This window comes from Demequina aestuarii, assembly GCF_000975095.1.
GTDB lineage: Bacteria > Actinomycetota > Actinomycetes > Actinomycetales > Demequinaceae > Demequina > Demequina aestuarii.
Genome location: NZ_BBRD01000001.1, coordinates 1,403,873 through 1,427,987, shown reverse-complemented (window position 1 = coordinate 1,427,987; position 24,115 = coordinate 1,403,873). Strand labels below are relative to the sequence as shown.

22 protein-coding genes are annotated in these 24,115 nt (G+C 67.8%); 17 read left to right on the top strand and 5 right to left on the bottom strand.

The window, feature by feature from the left end; genetic code table 11:
- Positions 1 to 27 precede the first annotated feature (27 nt).
- A complete protein-coding gene (locus AOP72_RS06715; protein WP_062134102.1) occupies positions 28 to 1,047 on the top strand; it encodes a 6-phosphofructokinase in 1,020 nt (339 codons plus the stop codon).
- On the opposite strand, the gene AOP72_RS06710 is transcribed toward AOP72_RS06715, so the two are convergent.
- Complete coding sequence (locus AOP72_RS06710) at positions 1,044 to 2,423, bottom strand: CDP-glycerol glycerophosphotransferase family protein (protein ID WP_062134099.1); 1,380 nt, start codon at positions 2,421 to 2,423, stop codon at positions 1,044 to 1,046. The genes AOP72_RS06715 and AOP72_RS06710 overlap by 4 nt on opposite strands.
- 122 nt (positions 2,424 to 2,545) lie before the next feature.
- On the opposite strand from AOP72_RS06710, the gene AOP72_RS06705 reads away from it, so the two are divergent.
- The 5 genes from AOP72_RS06705 (at position 2,546) to AOP72_RS06685 (ending at position 8,471) form a co-directional block, all read left to right on the top strand.
- A complete protein-coding gene (locus AOP72_RS06705; RefSeq protein ID WP_062134096.1) occupies positions 2,546 to 2,944 on the top strand; it encodes an FAD synthase family protein in 399 nt (132 codons plus the stop codon).
- Between the two features lie 156 nt (positions 2,945 to 3,100).
- Positions 3,101 to 4,588: a 30S ribosomal protein S1 gene (gene rpsA, locus AOP72_RS06700; RefSeq protein ID WP_062134093.1), complete on the top strand. Its 1,488-nt coding sequence runs from the start codon at positions 3,101 to 3,103 to the stop codon at positions 4,586 to 4,588.
- A 108-nt stretch (positions 4,589 to 4,696) separates the two neighbouring features.
- Positions 4,697 to 5,299, top strand: a complete 603-nt coding sequence (gene coaE, locus AOP72_RS06695; RefSeq protein WP_062134090.1) for a dephospho-CoA kinase — start codon at positions 4,697 to 4,699, stop codon at positions 5,297 to 5,299.
- A 37-nt stretch (positions 5,300 to 5,336) separates the two neighbouring features.
- Positions 5,337 to 7,397, top strand: a complete 2,061-nt coding sequence (gene uvrB / locus AOP72_RS06690) for an excinuclease ABC subunit UvrB (RefSeq protein WP_062134089.1) — start codon at positions 5,337 to 5,339, stop codon at positions 7,395 to 7,397.
- A 39-nt stretch (positions 7,398 to 7,436) separates the two neighbouring features.
- Positions 7,437 to 8,471, top strand: a complete 1,035-nt coding sequence (locus AOP72_RS06685; RefSeq protein WP_062134086.1) for a TerC family protein — start codon at positions 7,437 to 7,439, stop codon at positions 8,469 to 8,471.
- A gap of 116 nt (positions 8,472 to 8,587) precedes the next feature.
- On the opposite strand, the gene AOP72_RS06680 is transcribed toward AOP72_RS06685, so the two are convergent.
- Positions 8,588 to 8,890: a YciI family protein gene (locus AOP72_RS06680; RefSeq protein ID WP_062134083.1), complete on the bottom strand. Its 303-nt coding sequence runs from the start codon at positions 8,888 to 8,890 to the stop codon at positions 8,588 to 8,590.
- An 81-nt stretch (positions 8,891 to 8,971) separates the two neighbouring features.
- On the opposite strand from AOP72_RS06680, the gene uvrA reads away from it, so the two are divergent.
- From uvrA to AOP72_RS06625, 11 genes are all read left to right on the top strand, one after another.
- Entirely contained in the window at positions 8,972 to 11,818 is a 2,847-nt protein-coding gene (gene uvrA, locus AOP72_RS06675) for an excinuclease ABC subunit UvrA (RefSeq protein ID WP_193746375.1), read from the top strand.
- Between the two features lie 10 nt (positions 11,819 to 11,828).
- Positions 11,829 to 13,712, top strand: a complete 1,884-nt coding sequence (gene uvrC, locus AOP72_RS06670) for an excinuclease ABC subunit UvrC (RefSeq protein WP_062134077.1) — start codon at positions 11,829 to 11,831, stop codon at positions 13,710 to 13,712.
- Entirely contained in the window at positions 13,709 to 14,632 is a 924-nt protein-coding gene (gene rapZ / locus AOP72_RS06665) for an RNase adapter RapZ (protein ID WP_062134074.1), read from the top strand. Before uvrC ends, rapZ begins: the two co-directional genes overlap by 4 nt.
- Positions 14,629 to 15,597 carry a gluconeogenesis factor YvcK family protein gene (locus AOP72_RS06660; RefSeq protein ID WP_062134071.1) on the top strand — a complete coding sequence of 323 codons (969 nt, stop codon included), beginning with the start codon at positions 14,629 to 14,631 and terminating at the stop codon, positions 15,595 to 15,597. The genes rapZ and AOP72_RS06660 overlap by 4 nt, the downstream gene beginning before the upstream one ends.
- Before the next feature lie 4 nt (positions 15,598 to 15,601).
- Entirely contained in the window at positions 15,602 to 16,585 is a 984-nt protein-coding gene (gene whiA / locus AOP72_RS06655; protein ID WP_062134068.1) for a DNA-binding protein WhiA, read from the top strand.
- 160 nt (positions 16,586 to 16,745) lie between these two features.
- Complete coding sequence (gene gap, locus AOP72_RS06650) at positions 16,746 to 17,750, top strand: type I glyceraldehyde-3-phosphate dehydrogenase (RefSeq protein ID WP_062134065.1); 1,005 nt, start codon at positions 16,746 to 16,748, stop codon at positions 17,748 to 17,750.
- Positions 17,751 to 17,831: 81 nt separating this feature from the next.
- Entirely contained in the window at positions 17,832 to 19,022 is a 1,191-nt protein-coding gene (locus tag AOP72_RS06645; RefSeq protein ID WP_062134062.1) for a phosphoglycerate kinase, read from the top strand.
- A gap of 3 nt (positions 19,023 to 19,025) precedes the next feature.
- Entirely contained in the window at positions 19,026 to 19,817 is a 792-nt protein-coding gene (tpiA, locus tag AOP72_RS06640; protein ID WP_062134059.1) for a triose-phosphate isomerase, read from the top strand.
- A gap of 66 nt (positions 19,818 to 19,883) precedes the next feature.
- The gene (gene secG, locus AOP72_RS06635; protein WP_062134056.1) at positions 19,884 to 20,129 is read left to right on the top strand and encodes a preprotein translocase subunit SecG; all 246 of its coding nucleotides are present in this window, start codon (positions 19,884 to 19,886) and stop codon (positions 20,127 to 20,129) included.
- A gap of 21 nt (positions 20,130 to 20,150) precedes the next feature.
- Positions 20,151 to 20,516, top strand: coding sequence for an RNA polymerase-binding protein RbpA (locus AOP72_RS06630; protein ID WP_062134052.1), 366 nt, complete (start codon positions 20,151 to 20,153; stop codon positions 20,514 to 20,516).
- A gap of 157 nt (positions 20,517 to 20,673) precedes the next feature.
- Entirely contained in the window at positions 20,674 to 20,898 is a 225-nt protein-coding gene (locus AOP72_RS06625; protein ID WP_062134048.1) for a SelT/SelW/SelH family protein, read from the top strand.
- Positions 20,899 to 20,926: 28 nt separating this feature from the next.
- Here AOP72_RS06625 and pgl read toward each other — a convergent pair whose 3' ends face one another.
- From pgl to zwf, 3 genes are read right to left on the bottom strand one after another with little or no spacing between them, the layout of a single operon-like run.
- Entirely contained in the window at positions 20,927 to 21,649 is a 723-nt protein-coding gene (gene pgl, locus AOP72_RS06620) for a 6-phosphogluconolactonase (RefSeq protein ID WP_062134046.1), read from the bottom strand.
- A complete protein-coding gene (locus tag AOP72_RS06615) occupies positions 21,646 to 22,563 on the bottom strand; it encodes a glucose-6-phosphate dehydrogenase assembly protein OpcA (RefSeq protein WP_062134043.1) in 918 nt (305 codons plus the stop codon). The genes pgl and AOP72_RS06615 overlap by 4 nt, the downstream gene beginning before the upstream one ends.
- Entirely contained in the window at positions 22,560 to 24,077 is a 1,518-nt protein-coding gene (gene zwf / locus AOP72_RS06610) for a glucose-6-phosphate dehydrogenase (RefSeq protein ID WP_238581628.1), read from the bottom strand. The genes AOP72_RS06615 and zwf overlap by 4 nt, the downstream gene beginning before the upstream one ends.
- Positions 24,078 to 24,115 lie beyond the last annotated feature (38 nt).

Genomic DNA, 24,115 nt, shown 5'->3' with positions numbered 1-24,115 from the left:
TTGCCGAAGAAACCAAGGCTGGAGAACATGCGCGTAGGAATTCTGACCGGAGGTGGGGACTGCCCCGGCCTCAATGCCGCCATCCGAGCCGTCGTCAAGCGCGGCACGGCCGAGCACGGAATGTCCGTCGTGGGCTTCCGCAATGGCTGGGAGGGAGTGATCAACGGTGACGCCGTTCCCCTGACCAGGGACGACGTCAGCGGCATCCTCGTTCATGGAGGCACCATGCTGGGCACCGCACGGTGCCACCCCCACAAGGTCAAGGGCGGCATCGAAGCGGTTCACCAGACCGTGGAGGACGAGAAGCTCGACGCGCTCATCTGCATCGGCGGCGACGGCACTCTGAAGGCGGCGTCGAAGGTCCACGACTCTGGAGTGCCCGTGGTGGGCATCCCCAAGACCATCGACAACGATGTGGTGGGCACGGACGCGTCCATCGGCTTCGACACCGCCGTGTCGATCGCGACCGAAGCCATTGACCGCCTCCACTCGACCGCCGAGTCGCACAACCGCGTCATGGTGGTGGAGCTCATGGGACGGCACTGCGGCTGGATCGCGGTGACAGCGGGTATCGCGGGTGGCGCGGACATCATTCTCGCGCCCGAATCGCCGTTCGACATCGAGACCATCGGCAAGAAGATCCGTCATCGTCACCGCTACAAGGATTTCTCCATCGTGGCGGTCGCCGAGGGCGCCGTTCCCGCCGAGGGCAGCGAGTGGAACGCCTCTGACACGCTCGACGAGAAGGGCAACCCCATCGCGGGCCAGGTGGGCGCACAGGTCACGCGTGCGATCGAGCGCGTGACGGGATTCCCGTCGCGTCTCACCGTGCTCGGCTACGTGCAGCGCGGCGGTGTGCCCACGGCCGCAGACAGACTGCTCGCCACACGGTTCGGCGTGGCCGCGATCGACGCGGTGGCGACCCGCAACTTCGGGACGTTCACCGCCCTGCGCGGCGAGAGCATTGAGATGACGGAGTTCTCCGCGATGTCCGGCAAGACCAAGTACGTGCCTGAGGAACTCCTCCGCACGGCGTGGAGCCTCTAGCGATCGCCGCCCGGAGGGGTGCGCTGCGTCACCGTGAGCGTCTCTGAGATGGGCTCGGCTGACGGCGACGAGGGGGCAGACGGCACGTCGTCCTCGGCGACCTGCTGGCCCTGAGGCAGCACGGACGTCGAGGCTCGCGGAGCTCCCAGGGGAGCGAGCCGCTGCTCGCGCGCCGGGTTCTCGGGGTGGGCCACCCGGGGATGGGACGTCCACCCCCCGGGGTGGGCATCGGCATAGCCGGTGCCGGTGTACGGAGTGGGGTCCTCTCCGAGCAGCACGACCCGCACGACGATCTCGGAGGCGTTGCCGCGCTCGAACGTGGCGAACCGCTCTCGGAAGGACGCGCGGCGCGCGACGTGCTCGGGCGCGGCGTATGAGCCCGAGCCGATGATGTCCACGAGGTCGACGGCGGTCAGCGCCACCGGTCCGGGCGCATCGGCCGTGATGTCGAAGTAGGCCCCCCTGGACCAGCGGTAGTCGTCCCAGTCCTCGCACAGCAGCACGATCGGCTTGTCGAGCAGGGCGTAGTCGAACATCGCCGACGAGTAGTCGGTGAGCAGCACGTCGGCCGCCAGGTACAGGTCTTCCACTTCGCCGCCGGTCGAGACGTCGATGACCTGTTCTGGGATGAGGCGGCGTCCACGGCGGTCGTGGTAGTAGTGGTCGCGCACCAGCAGTCGGGTGCCCGCAGGCAGTGATCGCGCGAACACGTCGAGATCGAAGTCCTGCTCACGAGGGCGCCGTCGCGTTCGCCACGTCGGCATGTACAGCACCGCGGTCTCGTCCTCGCGCAGACCCAGGCGCGCGCGGGCCGCGACGCGATCCGCGTCCGTCGCGGCGAGCAGGACGTCGTTGCGCGGGAAGCCGACCTCGAGCTGGACGCAGCCGCTGTGGTAGGCCCGCTCCCACACCTCGGTGAGGTACGGGCTCGTGGTGAGGCTGTGCGTCCATCGCTGGCAGCGGCGGTGCATCGTGACGATGGTCTCGTCGGAGGGGCGCTTGCCGGAGTAGTGCCTGTCGGCGCCCATGTACTTCAGGGCGGTCCCGTGGTGGGTCTGGACGTATCGTTGGCCGTCGCGGGCCGGAAGGCTCCAATGGGGGTTCGCGTCGTCGACGAAGTACGACGCGGTGGCGATCACCCGCAGGTACCCCAAGGTGCGGGGAGTGACGTAGTCGATCCCCTCGGGGACCAGGTGAAGGTCCTGCTTGCGGACGATCCACACCGCCCTCAGGTGAGGCGCGAGTTCGAGCTGCTTGCGGTAGATCGCCAGGGGGTTGCCCCGCGGTGCGCGGTGCCAGAGCGTCGTGTACACCACCAGGTTCGGATCGAGCGGAAGCCGCATGTAGTACCAGCGGCCGAGGGTTCGATCCTGCACGGCCCTCACGGCCCGTGCCACGAACCGCCTCGCTCGCCTGACTGTGCGCCTTACTCGTCTCCCTATCACGCGGGAAGTATAGAGGTGAACAAACGGTGAACTCGAACCGATATATTGTTCTCATGACGCGCGTGCTGACCTTCGGAACGTTCGACCTGTTCCACATCGGCCACGTCAACATGCTGCTGAGGGCCGCCGAGCTCGGCGACCACCTCACCGTCGGGGTCTCCTCCGACGCGCTGAACTTCTCCAAGAAGCAGCGCTATCCCGTCTACAGGGAAGAGCACCGGATGGCGATCGTGGCCTCGCTCGCGTGTGTGCACGAGGTCTTCGTCGAGGAGTCCCTGGACCTCAAGGGCGACTACATCCGCGAGCACCGTGCGGACGTGCTGGTCATGGGGGATGACTGGGCCGGCAAGTTCGATCACTATCGCGAGCTGTGCGACGTCGTCTACCTCCCGCGCACGGCCGAGGTGTCGACCACCGACATCATCCAGAGCATCCGCGACGACCTGGAGTGACGCAGGCGGCGCCGTGAGTGCTCCGGCGCGCGGGCGTCCTTTGTGCTGGTGGGGTCACGCAGGGTAGGATGATCGTTGGTCTCGTGCGTCTTGTGCGCGCGGCGATCGATTGATGCATATTCCACTCATCCACCGTCCAACGGAGCTATCCCCTACATGTCCGTATCCACCCCCGAGTCCACCGCCATCGCGTTCAACGACATCGGCTCGAGCGAAGACTTCCTCGCCGCCATCGACGCGACCATCAAGAACTTCGACGACGGAGACCTCGTCGAGGGCACCATCGTCAAGGTCGACCGTGACGAGGTCCTCCTCGACATCGGCTACAAGACCGAAGGCGTCATCCCCGTCCGCGAGCTGTCGATCCGTCACGACGCGAACCCCGACGACGTCGTCGCCGTGGGTGACACCGTCGAGGCCCTCGTTCTCCAGAAGGAGGACAAGGAAGGCCGTCTGATCCTGTCCAAGAAGCGGGCTCAGTACGAGCGTGCCTGGGGCTCGATCGAGAAGCTCAAGGAAGAGGACGGCGTCGTCACCGGCTCGGTCATCGAGGTGGTCAAGGGCGGTCTCATCGTGGACATCGGCCTGCGTGGCTTCCTGCCCGCGTCGCTGGTGGAGATGCGTCGGGTCCGTGACCTGGCGCCGTACATCGGTCAGCAGATCGAGGCGAAGATCATCGAGCTCGACAAGAACCGCAACAACGTGGTCCTGTCGCGCCGTGCGTTCCTCGAGCAGACGCAGTCCGAGGTGCGCTCGAGCTTCCTCACTGCTCTGCAGCCCGGTCAGGTCCGCAAGGGCACCGTGTCGTCGATCGTCAACTTCGGTGCGTTCGTCGACCTGGGCGGCGTGGACGGCCTCGTGCACGTCTCCGAGCTCTCGTGGAAGCACATCGACCACCCGAACGAGGTCGTGTCCGTGGGCCAGGAGGTCGAGGTCGAGGTTCTCGACATCGACATGGACCGCGAGCGTGTCTCCCTGTCGCTGAAGGCGACGCAGGAGGACCCGTGGGAGGTCTACGCCCGCACTCACGCCATTGGGCAGATCGTGCCGGGCAAGGTCACCAAGCTCGTCCCGTTCGGCGCGTTCGTGCGCGTCTTCGAGGGCATCGAGGGACTCGTGCACATCTCCGAGCTGGCAGTGCGACACGTCGACCTTCCCGAGCAGGTCGTGCAGGCCGATGAAGAGGTCTTCGTCAAGATCATCGACATCGACCTCGAGCGTCGCCGCATCTCGCTGTCCATCAAGCAGGCGAACGAGGGTGTCGACCCGAACGGCGAGGACTTCGACCCCGCGCTGTACGGAATGACGGCCGAGTACGACGACAAGGGCAACTACAAGTACCCCGAGGGCTTCGACCCCGAGACCCAGGAATGGCGCGAGGGCTTCGACGAGCAGCGCGAGGCCTGGGAGGCGGAGTACGCGAAGGCGCACGAGCGCTGGGAGGCGCACAAGCAGTTCGTCACCAAGCAGGAGGAGCAGGCCGCAGAGGCCGAGACCTCCGATGCGCCTGCCGCTGCGCGCAAGCGCGGTCCGAAGGGTGAGGCTGGTCCGTCGTACACCTCGCACGACGAGCCGTCCGATGCGGGCACGCTCGCCTCGGACGAGCGTCTCGCCGCACTGCGCGAGAAGCTCACGGGCAACTAGCACCAGGACTATCGACAGGGCCGCGATCCGCTGAGGGTCGCGGCCCTGTCGCATGTCCGGGGCCCGGCCGGGTTGGCGAGACGTGGGCGGGAGTGCGACACTCTCGCCATGCTTCGCATCGGCCTCACGGGCGGCATCGCCGCCGGAAAGTCCACCGCATCCGCACGCTTCGCGGAACTGGGTGCCACTGTCATCGATCACGATGCCCTCGCGCGCCGGGCGGTGGCGCCGGGATCCGCTGCGCTCGTCGAGATCGTGCGGGCGTTCGGGGACCGTGCCGTGCGCGACGGCGAACTCGACCGTGCGGCGGTGGCCGACATCGTCTTCCACGACCCGTCCGCCAGGGCACAGCTCGATGAGATCGTGCACCCCTACGTCTTCGCGATGTCCAAGGCGGCGGACCGCCAGGCTCGCGCGCAGAACGCACGGGTGGTGGTCCATGACATCCCGCTGCTCGTCGAGAGCGGCCAGGGCGCGGCGGACTTCGACATGGTGGTGACGATCGCGGCCGACGTCGAGAGACGAGTCGCCCGCCTCACGCAGTCTCGGGGCATGACGTCGGCCGATGCACGGGCGAGGATCGCGTCGCAGGCGACCGACGAGCAGCGCGCGGCAGTCGCCGACGCGGTGCTGGACGGCAACGGCACGGCGGAGCAGTTGCGTGCTCAGGTCGATGAGTTCTGGGCGATGAGCGTCCCCGCACCCGCCTGAGGCGTCGGCGTCACACCCGGCGCGTACCGTAGAGACCATGACCGCAGACCTGCGACGTTCCCAAGCGCCCTTCCTCGTCGAATCCGACTATCGCCCGTCCGGCGACCAGCCCAAGGCCATCGACGAGCTCGCCCGCCGCATCACGGCGGGGGAGCAGGACGTCGTGCTGTTGGGCGCCACCGGTACCGGAAAGTCGGCGACGACAGCATGGCTCGTCGAGCGGCTCCAGCGGCCCACGCTGGTGATGGCACACAACAAGACGCTCGCCGCTCAGCTCGCCACCGAGTTCCGCGAGCTGCTGCCGCGCAACGCCGTCGAGTACTTCGTGAGCTATTACGACTACTACCAGCCTGAGGCGTACGTGCCGCAGACGGACACCTTCATCGAGAAGGACTCCTCGATCAACGAGGAGGTGGAGCGGCTGCGCTACTCAGCGACGAACTCGCTCCTCACCCGGCGGGACGTCGTCGTGGTGTCGTCCGTGTCGTGCATCTACGGGCTCGGCACGCCCGAGGAGTACATCCAGGGCATGGTGACCCTTGCCGTGGGCGACACCGTCGATCGCGACACCCTGCTTCGCGAGTTCGTCCACATGCAGTACTCGCGGAACGACCTCGCGTTCACGCGCGGCACCTTTCGCGTGCGCGGCGACACGGTGGAGATCATTCCCGTGTATGAGGAGCTCGCGATTCGGATCGAGCTGTTCGGCGACGAGATCGAGGCCGTGTACAGCCTCCACCCGCTGACGGGGGAGGTCGTCGAGCGTCAAGCCCAGGTGCACATCTTCCCGGCGTCGCACTACGTCGCGAGCGAAGACCGCATGAACAAGGCGATCTCCACCATCGAGATCGAGCTCGGTGAGCGGCTGGAGGAGCTCGAGCGTCAGAACAAGCTGCTCGAGGCGCAGCGACTCAAGATGCGCACCACCTTCGATCTCGAGATGATGCGCTCGGTCGGCACGTGCTCCGGCATCGAGAACTACTCGAGACACATCGAGCAGCGCGCGACCGGCACTCCGCCTCACACCCTGCTCGACTATTTCCCGGACGACTTCCTGCTCGTCATCGACGAGTCCCATGTGACCGTGCCCCAGATCGGTGCGATGTACGAGGGCGATGCGTCGCGCAAGCGCACCCTCGTCGAGCACGGGTTCCGGCTGCCCTCCGCGCTCGACAACCGCCCACTCAAGTGGGGCGAGTTCCAAGAGAGGGTGGGGCAGACCGTGTACCTGTCCGCCACGCCTGGACAGTACGAGCTCAACCGCGCTGACGGAGTCGTCGAGCAGATCATTCGGCCCACGGGTCTGGTCGACCCCAAGGTCGTGGTCAAACCCACTGAAGGGCAGATCGACGATCTCCTGGAGCAGATCCGCGCCCGCGTGGAGCGCGACGAGCGTGTGCTCGTCACCACGCTGACCAAGAAGATGGCTGAGGACCTCACCGAGTTCCTCGCGGACCGAGACGTCCGCGTCGAGTACCTTCACTCGGACGTCGACACGCTGCGACGGGTCGAGCTGCTGCGCGAGCTGCGCATGGGGCGCTTCGACGTCCTCGTGGGCATCAACTTGTTGCGTGAGGGGCTCGACCTGCCCGAGGTGTCCTTGGTGTCGATCCTGGACGCGGACAAGGAGGGATTCCTGCGGTCGGGGACCTCCCTCATCCAGACCATCGGTCGCGCGGCCCGCAATGTGTCGGGCGAAGTGCACATGTATGCCGACAGGATCACGGACTCGATGGCCCAGGCGATCGACGAGACCGACCGGCGCCGTGAGAAGCAGGTGGCCTTCAACACCGAGAACGGCATCGATCCCACCCCGCTGCGCAAGAGGATCGGCGACATCACGGAGATGCTCGCGCGCGAAGACGCCGACACCGCGGAGACCCTCGAGCGCGCCCAGCGCTCGTCCGGCGGTGGCAAGGGTGGGAGTGCGTCACCGATGGCGGGCCGTCCCGCAGACGAGCTCACCCAGCTGATCGAGGACCTGTCGGGCCAGATGCGCACCGCGGCGGCCGAGCTCAAGTTCGAGATCGCCGCGCGGCTGCGTGACGAGATCGCGGAGCTCAAGAAGGAGCTCCGACAGATGCTCGATGCGGGCTGACCGGCGCGGCGCGGGCGTGGCGCGGCTTAGGATTGCACGGTGACAGATCCCTTCGTGTGGACCGCGACCATCGCGCTCATCATCGCCCTGTTCGTGTTCGACTTCGCAGTCGTGATCCGCAAGCCGCACGAGCCCAGCTTCCGCGAGGCCGCCACGTGGTCCATCTTCTACATCGCTGTCGCTGTGGTGTTCGGCTTCGCCCTGCACCTGTGGCACCCGGAGTTCCCCACGGTCGAGTACTTCGCGGGCTACGTCACTGAGAAGTCGCTGTCAGTCGACAACCTGTTCGTCTTCCTCGTGATCATGTCCCGCTTCGCTGTGCCTCCCAAGTACCGCTCGCGGGTGCTGCTCGTGGGGATCGCGATCGCGCTGATCCTTCGCGCGGTGTTCATCGCGGCGGGCGCCGCTGCTCTCGATGCGTTCTCCGCGCTGTTCTATGTGTTCGGCGCCTTCCTCATCTACACGGCGTGGGGACTCGCACGCGAGAGCGAAGACGACGCGGGCCATCCGGACTACGAGGAGGGCCGCATGGTGCGGCTCGTGCGCCGGTTCTTCCCGGTGACGGACGGCTACCGCGAGGGCAAGGTCGTGGTGCGCGAGGCGGGCAGGCGCATGGTGACCCCGATGCTGCTCGTCATGGTCGCCATCGGCTCGACCGACGTGCTGTTCGCCCTCGACTCGATCCCTGCCATCTTCGGGCTCACCCAGGACCCGTTCATCGTGTTCACCGCCAATGCGTTTGCGCTGCTCGGCCTGCGGCAGCTGTACTTCCTGGTGGAGGGGCTCCTGCAGCGCCTCGTGTATCTGCACTACGGCCTCTCGGCGATTCTCGCCTTCATCGGCGTGAAGCTCGTCCTGCACGCGCTGCACGAGAACAACCTTCCGTTCATCAATGGCGGGGAGCCGCTCAAGGTCCCCGAGATCTCCACGGGTCTGTCGCTGACCGTGATCGTCGTGATCCTGACGATCGCGACGGTGGCGAGCGTCGTAGCGACCCGCAATGCGGCCCGGCTCGAGGACGAGATCGAGGCGGAGGAGCATGCGGAGAGCCTCAAGCCCGAAGAGCGTCCATAGCGCGGTGAACGCGAGCAATGCGTGCGCTCGCCAGCGCGGTGGCCTGGCAGGTGCGCACGGCGAGAGCGCGTCAGCGGGCGACGGCGGGAGCCGGGCCCGACGAGTGCTCGGGAGGTTCAGGCCTCGAGGTGCGAGCCGAGGGCCTTCGCCCAGGTCGCCGGCCATCGACGGATCCGGTGCTCTGGCACCAGCGCGGCGGCCACGAACGGGTCGCCGGCGACGATGAACTCGACATCGTCGACGCCGTCGGCCTCGCACACCAGCAGCGCGCCAGGCGCCCCCTCGTCGTCGTAACGCCCGTAGGCGAGCATCGTGCCCTCGTTCGCCAGCGCCGCAAGATACTCGCGGTGTGCGGGACGGTGCAGATCGCGCGCGTCGGCGCGGTCGTCGTAGCGGTATTCGATCGTCCAGGTCGCCATACCCCTCATCCTGCCAGCCTCGACATCAAGACACGACCGTTCGAACATGCGTTCGAACGCAAATGCACGTAGCATTGCCGTGTGAATGACCGACTCATGGTGCGCGGAGCGCGCGAACACAACCTCAAGGGCGTCGACATCGACCTGCCCCGGGACTCGCTGATCGTCTTCAGCGGGCTGTCCGGGTCCGGCAAGTCGTCGCTGGCCTTCGACACGATCTTCGCCGAGGGGCAGCGTCGGTATGTCGAGTCGCTGTCGGCCTACGCCCGCCAGTTCCTGGGGCAGATGGACAAGCCCGACGTGGACTTCATCGAGGGGCTCTCGCCGGCGGTGTCGATCGACCAGAAGTCGACCAACCGCAACCCGCGCTCGACGGTCGGCACCATCACCGAGGTCTACGACTACCTGCGCCTGCTGTACGCGCGGGTGGGCACTCCGCACTGCCCGGTATGCGGCGAGCGCATCCAGGCGCAGACGCCGCAGCAGATCGTGGACTCCGTGCTCGCGCTCCCAGAGGGCACGCGTTACCAGGTGCTCGCCCCCGTGGTGCGCGGCCGCAAGGGTGAATACGCCGATCTCTTCGAGGAGCTCCAGCAGCAGGGCTTCGCGCGAGCCCGGGTGGACGGCGAGACGGTGCAGCTCACCGACGTCCCGCAGCTCGAGAAGAAGCTCAAGCACACCATCGAAGTGGTCGTGGACCGGCTCGTGGCGCGCGATGGTGTGCGCCAGCGCCTCACCGACTCCGTCGAGACGGCGCTGCGGATCGCCGAGGGCCTGGTGCTGATCGATCCCGTCGATGACGACATGCCCCCACGCCGGTACAGCGAGAAGCGCGCGTGCCCGAACGATCACGTCCTCACGCTCGAAGAGGTCGAGCCACGCACCTTCTCGTTCAACGCCCCGTACGGCGCGTGCCCGGAGTGCACCGGCATCGGCGTGCGCCTGGAGGTCGATCCGGAGCTCATCGTGCCGGACCCGGCTCTCAGCCTGCGTGACGGCGCGGTGGCGCCGTGGTCGAGCACCTCCACCTCCTCCGAATACTTCGGTCGCATGATGACCGCGTTGTCTCATGACCTGGACTTCTCGATGGAGACACCGTGGGAGGACCTTCCGCAGAAGGTGCAGACCGCGATCCTCCGCGGCAACGACTACGAGGTCCACGTCAAGTTCCGCAACCGGTTCGGGCGCGAGCGGCAGTACACGACGGGGTTCGAGGGCGTCATCACGTGGCTCGAGCGGCTCCACTCGCAGACGGAGTCCGAGTGGTCGCGCGAGAAGTACGAGTCGTACATGCGCGAGGTGCCGTGCCCCGTCTGCAAGGGCACCCGCCTCAAGCCCGAGGTACTGGCAGTGACCATCGGCGGACAGTCGATCGCGCAGGTGTGCGACTTGTCGATCGCCGACGCCCGGGACTTCCTCCTCACGGCAGAGCTCGACGAGCGCGGCCGCCAGATCGCAGTTCAGGTGCTCAAGGAGATCGACGCTCGGCTCGGGTTCCTGCTCGACGTCGGCCTCGACTACCTCACCCTGTCGCGCGCCGCCGGGACGCTGTCGGGCGGCGAGGCTCAGCGCATCCGTCTCGCGACCCAGATCGGCAGCGGCCTGGTCGGCGTGCTGTACGTGCTCGACGAGCCCAGTATCGGTCTCCACCAGCGGGACAACCGGCGACTGATCGACACGCTCACCCGCCTTCGGGACCTCGGCAACACCCTCATCGTCGTCGAACACGACGAGGACACCATCCGCGCTGCGGACTGGATCGTCGACATCGGACCTGGCGCCGGTGAGCACGGGGGAGAAGTGGTCCACTCGGGGACGTACGAGGAGCTCCTGGCCAACGAGCGGTCCATCACCGGCGCCTACGTGGCGGGCCGGCGAGCGATCGCGATGCCGGTGGAGCGACGCACGAGCGACGCCGATCGCACCTTGACGGTGATGGGCGCGCGGGAGCACAACCTGCAGGACATCGACGTGACCTTCCCGCTGGGCGTGCTGACCGCCGTCACCGGGGTGTCAGGCTCGGGCAAGTCCACCCTGGTGAATGCGATCCTCTATACGTCCCTCGCCAACACCCTCAACGGCGCGCGCCAAGTGGCCGGACGCCACACCCGCATCACCGGCACGGATCACCTCGACAAGATCGTCCACGTGGACCAGGGGCCCATCGGCCGCACGCCGCGCTCGAACCCCGCGACGTACACGGGAGTGTGGGACAAGGTCCGCAAGCTCTTCGCCGAGACCAACGAGGCCAAGGTGCGCGGCTACGGGCCGGGCCGCTTCTCGTTCAACGTCAAGGGCGGTCGCTGCGAGTCGTGCTCCGGAGACGGGACGCTGAAGATCGAGATGAACTTTCTTCCCGACGTCTACGTGCCGTGCGAGGTCTGCCGCGGCGCCCGGTACAACCGCGAGACGCTCGAGGTCCACTTCAAGGGCAAGACGGTTGCCGATGTGCTGGACATGCCGATCGAGCAGGCGGCGGACTTCTTCGAGGCCATCCCGACCATCTCGCGCCACCTGCGGACCCTCGTGGACGTGGGGCTCGGATACGTGCGGCTCGGCCAGCCCGCCCCCACCCTCTCCGGGGGCGAGGCGCAGCGAGTGAAGCTCGCGTCGGAACTGCAGCGCAGATCGACGGGACGCACCATCTACGTCCTCGACGAGCCCACGACCGGTCTGCACTTCGAAGACGTGAGCAAGCTTCTTGGCGTGCTCCAGGGCCTCGTCGACAAGGGAAACACGGTCATCGTGATCGAGCACAACCTCGACGTCATCAAGTCGGCGGACTGGGTCATCGACATGGGGCCGGAGGGTGGCAACGGCGGCGGTCTCGTGGTCGCCGAGGGAACCCCGGAGCACATCGCAGACGTCGAGGCGAGCCACACCGGCCGGTTCCTCAAGGAGATCCTCGGCGTCGAGGCCCCCGCGTAGGCTGGCGGCCGTGACCAACCCTGCGGACTATCGGCCCGCGCCCGGGAGCATCCCGACGGACCCGGGCGTGTATCGCTTCCGCGACCCGCACGGACGGGTGGTGTACGTCGGCAAGGCGAACAACCTGCGTGCACGGCTGTCGAGCTACTTCCAGTCCCTCGCGGGTCTGCACCCGCGCACGCAGCAGATGGTGACCACGGCCGCATCGGTCGAGTGGACCGTGGTGCGCAACGAGGTCGAGGCGCTCATCCTCGAGCACACGTGGATCAAGCAGTACGATCCGCGGTTCAACGTGAGGTTCAAGGACGACAAGTCCTACCCGTATCTTGCCGTCACCCTCAATGAGAAGTACCCGCGCATGCAGGTGATGAGGGGCGACCGCAAGCAGGGGGTCCGGTACTTCGGGCCCTACGCGCGGGCATGGGCCATTCGCGACACGGTCGACACGCTGCTCACGGCGTTGCCTGTGAGGACCTGCGCCCCTGGAGTGTTCCGCAAGGCAGAGCGGCAGGGGAGGCCGTGCCTGCTGGGCTACATCGACAAGTGCTCGGCGCCGTGCGTGGGACGCATCTCGGAAGAGGACCACCGGGCATTGGCGGAGCGGGTGTGCGCCGTGCTGGGCGGGGACGCGAAGGGCATGATCCGGGACCTCACGAAGGCGATGACCGACGCGTCGGAGCGGGAGGACTTTGAAGCGGCCGCCCGTGCCCGGGACCGGCTGCGGGCGCTGCGCGACGTCATGGACCGCAACTCGATCGTGCTCGCGCCAGGGACGGACGCGGACATCTTCAGCCTGCTCGACGACGAGATGGAAGCTGCCGCGCACGTCTTCCATGTACGGGACGGGCGCATCACGGGCGAACGCGGGTGGGTCGTGGACAAGCCCGAACCGGTGGGGACGGCGGGACTCGTGGCCCAGCTGATCCAAGAGGCCTATGCCGGCGCCGACCGCGAGGAGGTGCCGCCGGAGATCCTGGTGCCCCAGACTCCCGACGGGGCCGATGCGGTGCGAGCGTGGCTGCGTGGCGTCCGCGGCGCGGCCGTCGCGATCAAGGTGCCCGCCCGCGGAAAGAAGGCCGAGCTCGCTCAGACCGGTCATCAGAACGCGCGCCAGGTGCTGGAGCAGCACCGCCTGCGGCGAGCATCGGATCTCACTACCCGGGCCGCCGCGCTGCAGGAGCTGCAGGAGTCGATCGGCATGGATCAGGCGCCGTTGCGGATCGAGTGCTACGACATCTCCCACACCGGCGGCACCAACCAGGTGGGATCGATGGTCGTCTTCGAGGACGGACTGCCGCGCAAGGCGGAGTACCGCCAGTTCTCGATCGCCGACGGGACGGACGACACGGCCGCGATGCGCGAGGTGTTGACGCGGCGCTTCCGGCGCTATCTCGAGGAGTCCGCACTGCCGCCGGAGGAACGCGACAGCGCTCGTTTCGCCTACCCTCCGCAGCTCGTGCTCGTCGACGGGGGCCTTCCTCAGGTCAACGTCGCGCGGGAGGCTCTGGACGCGCTGGGCATTCAGGACATCACCGTGGTCGGTCTGGCGAAGCGACTCGAGGAGGTCTGGGTTCCGGGTGAGGAGTTTCCGGTGATCATGCCGCGGGGCTCCGAGGCGCTGTTCCTGCTGCAGCGACTGCGAGACGAAGCGCACCGGTTCGCGATCACGCGCCACCGCGGCCGCCGGGGCAAGGCGATGAAGGCCTCGGCACTCGACGACGTCGCCGGGGTCGGCCCCACACGCGCCGCCGCCCTCATTCGGCACTTCGGCTCTCTCGCGAAGGTGCGGGAGGCCTCGGTCGACCAGATCGCGCTCGTCCCTGGCATCGGCGCCCGGACTGCGGAGACGATTCATGCCGCCGTGCGCGGCGGCAATGGCATGCTGGAGACATGAGCGACGAGGCACCGGCAGTCACCTACCCCTCCGGGATCCCCCGGCCCACCTTCGAAGCACCGGCCTCCGTGCCGGAACTGCTCGTGCTCACAGGCATGTCGGGTGCGGGCCGGACCAAGGCCTCGGCCGTGCTCGCGGATCTCGGGTGGTACGTCGTCGACAACCTGCCGCCCCACCTGCTGGCGGGCCTGGTCTCGGCGCACATCGCAGGCGAGGCGCAACGTCGGCTGGCCGCGGTGGTCGACGTCCGCGGTGGAGAGTTCTTCCAGGACCTCGACACCGTCATGGACGACCTGGAGCGCAAGGGCGTTCCGGTCCGGGTGCTGTTCCTCGACGCCTCCGACTCGACCCTCGTCCGCCGATTCGAGGAGGCCCGCCGGCCGCACCCGCTGCAGGAAGAGGGCACCATCCTCGAGGGGATCGCCCGGGAGCGGGAGCGCGTCGCCGACGTCCGTGACCGCGCGGACCTCGTGATTGACACCACGTCGCTCAACGTCCACCAACTGCGCGACGTGATGACCACAGAGGTCTCGCACGACGTGCCTGCGCTGCAGATCAACGTACTGTCGTTCGGGTTCAAGAACGGCCTTCCCGCAGACGCGGACTACGTGGCGGACGTGAGATTCCTGGACAATCCGCATTGGCAGCCGGAGCTGCGGCCGTTGACCGGCCTCGATGCCGCCGTGCGCGACCACGTGCTCTCCTCCGACGGTGCCCGCGAGTTCATCGACGGCTACGCCGAGGTGGTCCACGGCGCTCTCCGTCACTACCGTGCCCATGACAAGCACTCCGTCACGATCGCGGTGGGATGCACCGGCGGACGACACCGCTCCGTCGCCATCGCCGAGGCACTCGGCACCGCACTCCGCGCCCGCGGACATCAGGTCCGCACCACTCATCGGGACCGGTCTGGCACATGACGGGCGACGCGCGGATCGTCGCTCTCGGCGGCGGTCACGGGCTGTACGCATCGCTGACCGCGCTGCGAGGCCTCACGCCCGAGCTCACGGCGATCGTGACCGTCGCAGACGACGGCGGATCGTCTGGTCGCCTGCGCTCGGAACTGGGGATCGTGCCGCCCGGCGACCTGCGCATGGCGCTCAGCGCGCTGTGCGCGGACAACGACTGGGGCCGCACCTGGCGCGACGTGCTGCAGTGGCGGTTCGCGACGGATGGACCTCTCAACGGACACGCGCTCGGCAACCTGTTGATCGCCGCGCTGTGGGAGCGCAACGGCGACGTGGTGGACGGTCTCGCGTGGGTGGCGAGCCTTCTTCAGGCCCATGGTCGTGTCCTGCCGCTCTCCGCGGACCCACTGGAAGTGACTGCGCTCGTACGCGATGATGCCGGCCTGCGCGAGGTCGTGGGTCAGGTCGCGGTCGCGACGGCGCACGGCTCGATCGAGCAGCTGCGGCTGTCACCGGCGGACCCCGTAGTGCCGCGCGAGACGGTCGACGCCATCGATGCCGCCGACCTCGTGGTGCTCGGTCCGGGCAGCTGGTACACCTCGGTGCTCACGCACTTCATGGTGCGACCGGTCGGCGACGCACTGGTGCGAGCGGGGCAGCGGAGCGTGCTGGTGCTCAACGTCGGCCATGACGACGAGGAGACCGCCGGCACAGGCCGGGCCGATGATCTGCGCGCTCTGCAGCGGATGGCTCCTGACTTCGTGCCGCATACGGTGCTGGTCGACGCGGAGCACCGTGACGAGCCGGGCCTGGCCGATGCGGTGGCGACGTGGGGCGCGCGACTCCTGGTAGCACCGGTGAGAGACGGGCGCGGCGCATCGGCGCACGACCCCGAAGCGCTGCGGCGCGAGCTCGCTCACGTCGCGTTCGAGCACGGTCTCACGGTCCGCGGCGCCGAGCGAGGAGTGGCAGGATAGCGCCATGGCATTGACCGCTCAGGTGAAGGACGAGCTCGCGCGCGTCGCCGTCGAGAAGACGTCGGCCCGCAAGGCGGAGGTCGCGACGACGCTGAGGTTCGCAGGCGGACTTCACATCGTCTCGGGCCGCATCGTGATCGAGGCGGAGCTCGACACCGCGATCGCCGCGCGCCGATTGCGCGGGTACATTCACGAGGTCTACGGCCTGACGAGCGAGATCATCGTGGTGTCGGGCGGAGGGCTCAAGAAGGGCAACCGCTATGTGGTCCGCGTGGTCAAGGAGGGCGAGTCTCTGGCCCGCCAGACCGGACTGCTCGACCATCGTGGCCGTCCGGTCAGGGGCCTTCCGCCGCAGGTCGTGGGAGGCTCGATCGAGGACACGGTGGCGGCGTGGCGCGGGGCGTTCCTCGCCCATGGCTCGCTGACCGAGCCTGGCAGGTCGTCCGCTCTCGAGGTCACGTCTCCCGGGCCCGAGGCCGCGCTGGCACTCGTCGGTGCGGCGCGCAGGCTGGGAGTGAGCGCGAAGTCTCGCGAAGTGCGCGGCATCGACCGGGTCGTGATCCGCGACGGCGAGGCGATCTCACAGCTGCTGACGCGGCTCGGTGCTCATGACTCGGTGCTCGAGTGGGAGAACAAGCGCACGAGGCGCGAGGTGCGAGGCACGGCGAACCGCCTCGCAAATTTCGACGACGCGAACCTGCGCCGCAGCGCCCAGGCCGCAGTAGCCGCTGGTGCCCGCGTGCACCGCGCGTTCGAGATCCTTGGCGACGACGTGCCCGACCACCTCCAGGAGGCCGGACGACTGCGCCTCGAGAACCGCGATGCCTCGCTCGAGGAACTCGGCAAGCTCGCGTCGCCCCAGCTCACCAAGGACGCAGTGGCGGGCCGCATCCGCCGTCTCCTGGCGACCGCGGACAAGCGTGCCGAGGAGATGGGAATTCCCGACACCGAGGCCGGAATCAGCCAGGACCTGCTCGAACTGGAGTGACGGTTTGCAGGACTTTCGTACCGTGCCAGACGTGACTGGTTAGTAGTAGGCTGGCACAAGTGGCCTGTTCCCAACGGGCTCCCCGCGCACGTCGAGGTGCGCACCCGCATCCATCCACAACCGCGCCGGTCTCGTCCGGCGCAAGTCGAGGAGATCAATAGTGACCATCAAGGTCGGCATCAACGGCTTCGGCCGCATCGGACGCAACTTCTTCCGCGCCGTGCTCGCGTCGGGAGCGGACATCGAGGTGGTGGGGATCAACGACCTCACCGACAACGCGACCCTCGCTCACCTGCTCAAGTACGACTCCATTCTCGGCCGTCTCGGCAAGGACGTGTCGTTCACCGAGGACAGCATCACGGTCGACGGCCACACCTTCGCCGCCTCGGCAGAGCGCGACCCGGCCAACCTCAAGTGGGCAGACCTCGGCGCTGACGTCGTCATCGAGTCGACCGGCTTCTTCACGGACGCCACCAAGGCGCAGGCGCACATCGACGCCGGCGCCAAGAAGGTCATCATCTCGGCCCCGGCCAAGAACGAGGACGCCACCTTCGTGATGGGCGTGAACCACGAGGACTACGACCCTGCCTCGCACCACATCATCTCGAACGCTTCGTGCACCACGAACTGCCTCGCGCCGCTCGCGAAGGCGCTGAACGACGGCATCGGCATCGAGAAGGGCCTGATGACGACGATCCACGCCTACACGGCCGACCAGAACCTGCAGGACGCACCTCACAAGGACCTGCGCCGTGCCCGCGCCGCGGCACTGAACATCGTGCCGACGTCGACCGGTGCCGCCAAGGCCGTCGCGCTCGTGCTGCCGGAGCTCAAGGGCAAGCTGGACGGCTACGCCCTGCGCGTGCCCGTCGCGACTGGCTCCGCGACCGACCTCACCTTCACGGCCTCGCGTGAGACCTCCGTCGAGGAGATCAACGAGATCGTCAAGAAGGCCGCCGAGGGCGCCATGAAGGGCTTCCTGGTCTACACCGAGGACCCGATCGTGTCGAAGGACATCGAGACGGACCCGGCCTCGTCGATCTTCGACTCGGGCCTCACCAAGGTGATCGGCGACCAGGTCAAGGTCGTCTCCTGGTACGACAACGAGTGGGGCTACTCGAACCGCCTCGTGGACCTCACGGTCTTCGTCGGCGACAAGCTCTGAATCACCCCGAGATCATGACGACGTCCGCGCACGCACTGCGTGCGCGGACGTCGTCATGTCTGGACCACTAAGGACTCTGTGATGAAAACGATCAACAGCCTGGGCGACCTCACCGGCAAGAAGGTGCTGGTCCGCTCCGACCTCAACGTGCCGCTCGACGGCACCACGATCACCGACGACGGCCGCGTGCGCGCGTCGGTGCCCACGATTCAGAAGCTCCTCGACGCCGGTGCCGCCGTCATCGTGATGGCACACCTCGGCCGCCCCGGTGGTGAGCCGAAGCCCGAGTACTCGCTCGCTCCCGCAGCCGCGCGTCTGTCCGAGCTGCTCGGTCAGCCCGTGACTCTCGCAGACGACCTCGTCGGCGAGTCCGCGGCAGCCACGGTCGCCGCCCTCGAGTCCGGCCAGGTCGCGATGCTGGAGAACGTGCGCTACGACGCCCGTGAGACGTCGAAGGTCGACGCCGAGCGTGAGGAGCTCGCCGCAGAGCTGGCAGCGTTCGGAGATGCCTTCGTGTCCGATGGGTTCGGCGTCGTGCACCGCAAGCAGGCGTCCGTCTACGACATCGCCACTCAGCTTCCCGCAGCGGCAGGCACTCTCGTTCAGAACGAGGTGGAGTCACTGTCGCGCGCCACGACGAACCCCGAGCGTCCGTACGCCGTCGTGCTCGGCGGCTCGAAGGTGTCGGACAAGTTGGGCGTCATCGCCAACCTGCTCGGCAAGGCGGATCGCCTGCTGATCGGCGGAGGCATGGTGTTCACGTTCCTTGCCGCCAAGGGTCATGCGGTGGGCAACTCGCTGCTCGAAGAGGACCAGATCGAGGCCGTCAAGGGCTACCTCGCGACGGCAGAGGCCAATGGCGTCGAGATCGTGCTCCCCGAGGACATCGAGGTCGCCTCAGCGTTCGCGGCTGACGCCGAGCACAAGACTGTGCCCGCCGATCAGATCCCCGAGGGCTGGATGGGTCTCGACATCGGCCCCGTCGCAGCCAAGGCGTTCGCCGCCAAGATCGCGGACGCCAAGACGATCGTCTGGAACGGCCCCATGGGCGTGTTCGAGTTCGACGCCTTCGCAGGCGGCACCAAGGCCGTCGCGCAGGCGATGATCGACTCGGACGGGTTCTCCGTGGTCGGTGGCGGGGACTCGGCTGCGGCCGTGCGTCGTCTCGGCTTCGACGAGGCCGGCTTCAGCCACATTTCCACGGGCGGCGGCGCGTCGCTCGAACTGCTCGAAGGCAAGGTCCTGCCGGGCCTCGCCGTTCTGGAGGACTGACCCATGGCACGCACCCCGCTGATTGCTGGCAACTGGAAGCTCAACCTCGATCACCTCGAGGCCACTCACACCGTGCAGAAGCTGGCATGGCTGCTGCGCGACGCGAAGCACGACTTCGCGGACGTCGAGGTCGCAGTGCTCGCATCGTTCACCTCGATCCGGTCCGTGCAGACACTCGTCGACGCGGACCAGCTCGAGATCAAGTACGGCGCGCAGGACATCTCGCAGCACGCCTCGGGCGCCTACACGGGCGAGGTCGCGGGTTCTCAGCTCGCGAAGCTGGGCGTCTCCTACGTGGCCGTCGGCCACTCGGAGCGTCGTGAGTACCACGGCGAGACCGACGCGGTCGTCGCCGCGAAGGCCGCCGCCGCGTTCGAGAGCGGCATCGTGCCGATCGTGTGCGTGGGCGAGGGCCTCGACATCCGCAAGGAGGGTCGTCAGGTCGAGTACACGCTCGCCCAGCTCGACGGCTCGCTCGCGGGACTGCCCGCCGACAAGGCCAAGGACGTCGTCATCGCGTATGAGCCCGTCTGGGCCATCGGCACCGGCGAGGTCGCCACTCCCGCCGACGCGCAAGAGGTGTGCGCGGCGATCCGGGGGCGTCTCGCGGAGCTCTATGACGCCGAGCTGGCCGCCGGCGTGCGCGTGCTGTACGGCGGTTCGGTGAAGTCCGGGTCCATCGCGCAGCTGATGGCCGAGACCGACGTCGATGGTGGTCTCGTAGGCGGGGCAAGCCTCGATCCTGAGGAGTTCGCCAAGATCGCCCGTTTCCGTTCCCACCAGGTGGGCCTGTAACGGGTCCCCGTCGCGCGTGTCGTCGCGTATCCTGGTAGGCGTTCGATTCGGATCTGAAGGAGAGTTGTGGACATTCTCGAGACCACGCTGTGGGTGCTGCTGGTGATCACCAGCGTCATCATCATCGGCCTGGTGCTGATCCACCGCGGACGCGGCGGCGGCATCACCGATATGTTCGGCGGTGGATTCGCCTCGGGAGTGCAGTCCTCCGCAGTCGGCGAGCGCAACTTGTCCCGCATCACCTGGATTGTTGCGGTGCTGTGGGGCATGATCGTCGTGCTGCTGGGTCTCATCACCCGGTATTCGTTCTAACGCCAATTCCGAGGGGGAATCATGGCAGGTGGCAGTGCGATCCGTGGATCGCGTGTAGGCGCGGGACCGTTGGGCGAGGACGAGCGCGGCGAGTCCGCGCCTCGTCAGATGGTCCAGTACTTCTGTGCGCGTGGTCACATCACGTCTCCGAGTTTCGCGATGGGCGACGAGGGAGAGGCACCGGAGATCCCGCTCGAGTGGGATTGTCCCAAGTGCGGCTTCCCGGCCGGGCTCGACGCTGACAACCCGCCCGAGCCCATCCGCAACGAGCCCTTCAAGACGCACCTGGCGTACGTGAAGGAGCGCCGTTCGGAGGCGGAGGGCGAGGCACTGTTGGCCGAGGCTCTCGACGTGCTTCGCCAGCGGCGCATGGCCATCGCCGACTGATAGCGCGCGTACGCGCAACCGAGACCGCTCGCGCCCCTCGGGGCCGGGCGGTCTCGTGCGTCAAGAACCGGCGTGTCCGCGCGTGGTTCGTGTCGGCGGCGCGCACCGGGTAGCGTCGTGGGTGGGCAGCGTGCCCGCCGTCGAGACGAGGAGAACCATGCAGATCGAGATCGAGTACTGCGTCCCCTGTGGCTACCTGGACCGCGCGATGGATGCGCAGCGCACCCTGCTGAGCACCTTCGGGCAGCACCTCGCCGGTGTCACGCTGAAGCCGGGAGAGAAGGGTGTCTTCACCTTCCGCGCGGACGACGACGTCATCTACTCGAAGCCCGCCGATTTCGACATCACGACGATCGTCGAGGCCGTCAAGGAACGTCTCTAGCGCTCAGTTCTCGAGCCCTGCGGGCCCCTCAGATGCTGGTGGCGGCCGCCGCGTCGATCAGCCACAGCGTGCGGTCGGATCCGCTGACGGCCGCGCCCGGCAGGTCGGCGTCCCCACGGAGGCAACGGGCGACGACGTCTGCCTTGGCCGCCCCCGCCGCGATGACCCAGACCTCGCGTGCGCCGTTGATCGTCTCGAGAGCAAGCGACACCCGCGTGGGCGGAGGCTTGGGGGAGTCGTGGACCGCGAGAGTCGGCGCGCCGGATGCGGCAAACCCGGGGTGGCCCGGGAAGAGCGACGCGACGTGGCCGTCCGGTCCCAGTCCGAGCATCAGCACGTCGAAGGCGGGGGAGCCCGCGTCGGAGTAGTCGTTCGCATACGCGGACGCGGCATCCTCGACTGTCGCGTACTGACCCGGTGCACCCATCCGGTGGATGTTCTCCTCCGGCAGGGGAAGCGACGCGAGCAGCGCCGCCTGCGCCTGCCCCTCGTTTCGGTCCTCGTGTCCCACCGGGACGAACCGCTCGTCGCCCCACCAGATGTGGACGTCTGTCCAGTCGATCGCCTTCGCCAGCGGAGAGGTCGCAGCCGCCGCGAGCGTGGCGATCCCGACGGTGCCTCCGGTGACGACCACGTGGACGCTCTCCCGGTGGGCGAGCGTGTCGCCGATGCTCAGCAGCAGCCGTGCCGCAGTGGCGTCGGCGACCGCCTCGGCGTCCGCATAGACGATCACCTCGCGCGCGGCAGTCATGACCCGCTCCTCAGCTGAGCGTATTGCGACAGCGCCTCGCCGTAGACGGGATCGTCGTCGAGGCGGCGCAGCTCCTCCGCCAAGCAGTCGCCCAGCGTCCGGGCCGGCAACGCGATGGTGTGGTCTGGCTGACCTGGTTGCGTGAGGGTGGCGTTGTGGCCGTCGGGACGGTGAATGCCGATCTCGCCGGAGGGCGTCTCGAGCACGATCGACTGGAGGCCGCGCACCTGATCCGAGTAGGTGGCCTCGAATTCGCATCCCAGTGCGTGCTGGAGCCAAGCGCCCAGCAGCAGGATGGACGGGCTGCCGGTGTCGCCGTGCAGTCGCGCCTTGGTGACCTCGCGGTCGCCCACCTGTTCCAGCGCCGCGGCGAGCAGGGCGCGCCAGCGTGTGACCCGCGTCCAGGCCAGGTCGGTGTCACCAGGCTGGTACGCGTCCGCAAGCCTCACCAGCACCTCGTCGGGGTGATCCTCACCCTTGGTGTCGGTGATGCGGCGCGCAGCCATGCGCCCGATCCCTGAACCGGCCGTGGCAGCGGGTACCGCAGCCGGCCACCACGCGACGATGGGCGCGTCGGGGAGCAGCAAGGGCGTGACCAGGGTGTCGCCGTGCGCCACCTGCTCGCCAGATGGGCGCAGCACCACGACCTCGGAGGCGCCAGCATCGCCGCCCACGCGCAGCTCGGCGTTGAGGCAGTCGTCTCCGCACTCCTCGGGAGAGACCACGATGATGCGGCACGGATGCTCGCGAGAGGCGACGTTGGCCGTCTCGATGGCGGCCTCCACGTCAGCGTCGGTCGCGTCGATGACGAGAGTCATGACGCGACCCAGCGTGATCACGCCATAGTCCTTGCGCGCCTGCACCAGCTGCTTGTTGATGGCGGACGTGGTGGTCTTGGGCATCGTGTAGATCATGGGCGCCTCCAGACGCGGCCATCCTTCGCGAGCATCGCATCGGCGCTCGCTGGGCCCCACGTGCCCGAACGGTACTGCTCGGGCTGTCCCTGAGTCTCCCAATGCGAGGTGACAGGATCGAGAAGCTTCCAGGACAGCGCCACTTCCTCGTGCCGGGGGAACAGCGGGGGGTCTCCCAGCAGCACATCCAGGATGAGGCGCTCATAGGCCTCGGGCGAGGACTCGACGAACGAGTTTCCGTACGCGAAGTCCATGGTGACGTCACGCACCTCCATCTGGGTGCCGGGCACCTTGGAGCCGAACCGCAGCGTGACGCCCTCGTCGGGTTGCACGCGGATGACGAGCGCGTTGTTCCCCACGTCGACGCCTTCGATCTCCTGGAAGTACGGGCTCGGCGCCTTCTTGAAGACCAGCGCGATCTCCGTCACGCGCCTCCCGAGGCGCTTGCCTGCACGGAGATAGAACGGCGTTCCGGCCCACCGACGGTTCGAGACGTCGAGCCGGATGGCCGCGTAGGTCTCGGTGATCGACTCGGGGTCGATGCCGTCCTCGTCGAGGTAGCCGCCCACCTGTTCACCGCCCCGCCAGCCGGCGGAGTACTGACCGCGCGCCGTGTTGGCACTCAGGTCTGCGGGCAGCTTGGCCGCCCTCAGCACCTTCTCCTTCTCGTCACGGAGGTCGTTCGCGTCGAACGTCGCGGGCTCCTCCATGGCGGTGAGGGCGAACAGCTGGAGCAGGTGGTTCTGAATGACGTCACGGGCCTGGCCGATGCCGTCGTAGTAGCCGGCGCGCGACCCGATGCCGATGTCCTCGGCCATGGTGATCTGCACGTGGTCGATGTACTGGCTGTTCCAGATCGGCTCGAAGAGCTGGTTCGCGAAGCGCAGTGCCAGCAGGTTCTGCACCGTCTCCTTGCCCAGGTAGTGGTCGATGCGGAACACCGCATCGGCCGGGAAGACCTCGGACACCACGGCGTCGAGCGCGTTCGCCGATTCCAGGTCGTGTCCGAACGGCTTCTCGATCACGACGCGGCGCCAGGCGCCTTCGCGCGGATCTGACAGGCCAGAGTCCCGCAGCTGTGTGAGCACCTGGGGGAAGGCCGAGGGCGGAATCGACAGGTAGAACGCGTGGTTGCCACCGGTGCCGCGGCGCTCGTCGAGCTCCTCGACGGTGCGGCGCAGCTCGTGGAACGCATCGGGATCGTCGAATGTGCCCTGGACGAACCGGATGCCCTCGGCGAGCTGCTTCCAGGTCTCGTCGCGGAACGGCGTCCTGGCGTGCTCACGGACGGAGTCGTACACGACCTCTTCGAAGTCCTGTCGCTCCCAGTCGCGCCGCGCGAAGCCGGTGAGGGCGAAGGCGGGGGGAAGGAGACCGCGGTTGGCGAGGTCGTAGACGGCCGGCATGAGCTTCTTGCGAGCGAGGTCGCCCGTGACGCCGAACATCACCAGTCCACAGGAGCCGGCGATGCGGGGAAGCCTGCGATCCCGGGGATCACGCAGGGGGTTGTTCACGTGGGGTAAGCCCTTCAGTTCGGTGGTCCGAGGTGCGC

Bases quoted from the DNA above. Each gene is read 5' to 3' on its own strand.
- tpiA (WP_062134059.1), top strand. From the start codon at position 19,026: ATGGCACGCACCCCGCTGATTGCTGGCAACTGGAAGCTCAACCTCGAT.
- coaE (WP_062134090.1), top strand. From the start codon at position 4,697: ATGCTTCGCATCGGCCTCACGGGCGGCATCGCCGCCGGAAAGTCCACC.
- rpsA (WP_062134093.1), top strand. From the start codon at position 3,101: ATGTCCGTATCCACCCCCGAGTCCACCGCCATCGCGTTCAACGACATC.
- AOP72_RS06680 (WP_062134083.1), bottom strand. From the start codon at position 8,890: ATGGCGACCTGGACGATCGAATACCGCTACGACGACCGCGCCGACGCG.
- AOP72_RS06625 (WP_062134048.1), top strand. From the start codon at position 20,674: ATGCAGATCGAGATCGAGTACTGCGTCCCCTGTGGCTACCTGGACCGC.
- AOP72_RS06630 (WP_062134052.1), top strand. From the start codon at position 20,151: ATGGCAGGTGGCAGTGCGATCCGTGGATCGCGTGTAGGCGCGGGACCG.
- rapZ (WP_062134074.1), top strand. From the start codon at position 13,709: ATGAGCGACGAGGCACCGGCAGTCACCTACCCCTCCGGGATCCCCCGG.
- pgl (WP_062134046.1), bottom strand. From the start codon at position 21,649: ATGACTGCCGCGCGCGAGGTGATCGTCTATGCGGACGCCGAGGCGGTC.
- AOP72_RS06715 (WP_062134102.1), top strand. From the start codon at position 28: ATGCGCGTAGGAATTCTGACCGGAGGTGGGGACTGCCCCGGCCTCAAT.
- AOP72_RS06615 (WP_062134043.1), bottom strand. From the start codon at position 22,563: ATGATCTACACGATGCCCAAGACCACCACGTCCGCCATCAACAAGCAG.
- uvrB (WP_062134089.1), top strand. From the start codon at position 5,337: ATGACCGCAGACCTGCGACGTTCCCAAGCGCCCTTCCTCGTCGAATCC.
- whiA (WP_062134068.1), top strand. From the start codon at position 15,602: ATGGCATTGACCGCTCAGGTGAAGGACGAGCTCGCGCGCGTCGCCGTC.
- AOP72_RS06645 (WP_062134062.1), top strand. From the start codon at position 17,832: ATGAAAACGATCAACAGCCTGGGCGACCTCACCGGCAAGAAGGTGCTG.
- AOP72_RS06660 (WP_062134071.1), top strand. From the start codon at position 14,629: ATGACGGGCGACGCGCGGATCGTCGCTCTCGGCGGCGGTCACGGGCTG.
- AOP72_RS06705 (WP_062134096.1), top strand. From the start codon at position 2,546: ATGACGCGCGTGCTGACCTTCGGAACGTTCGACCTGTTCCACATCGGC.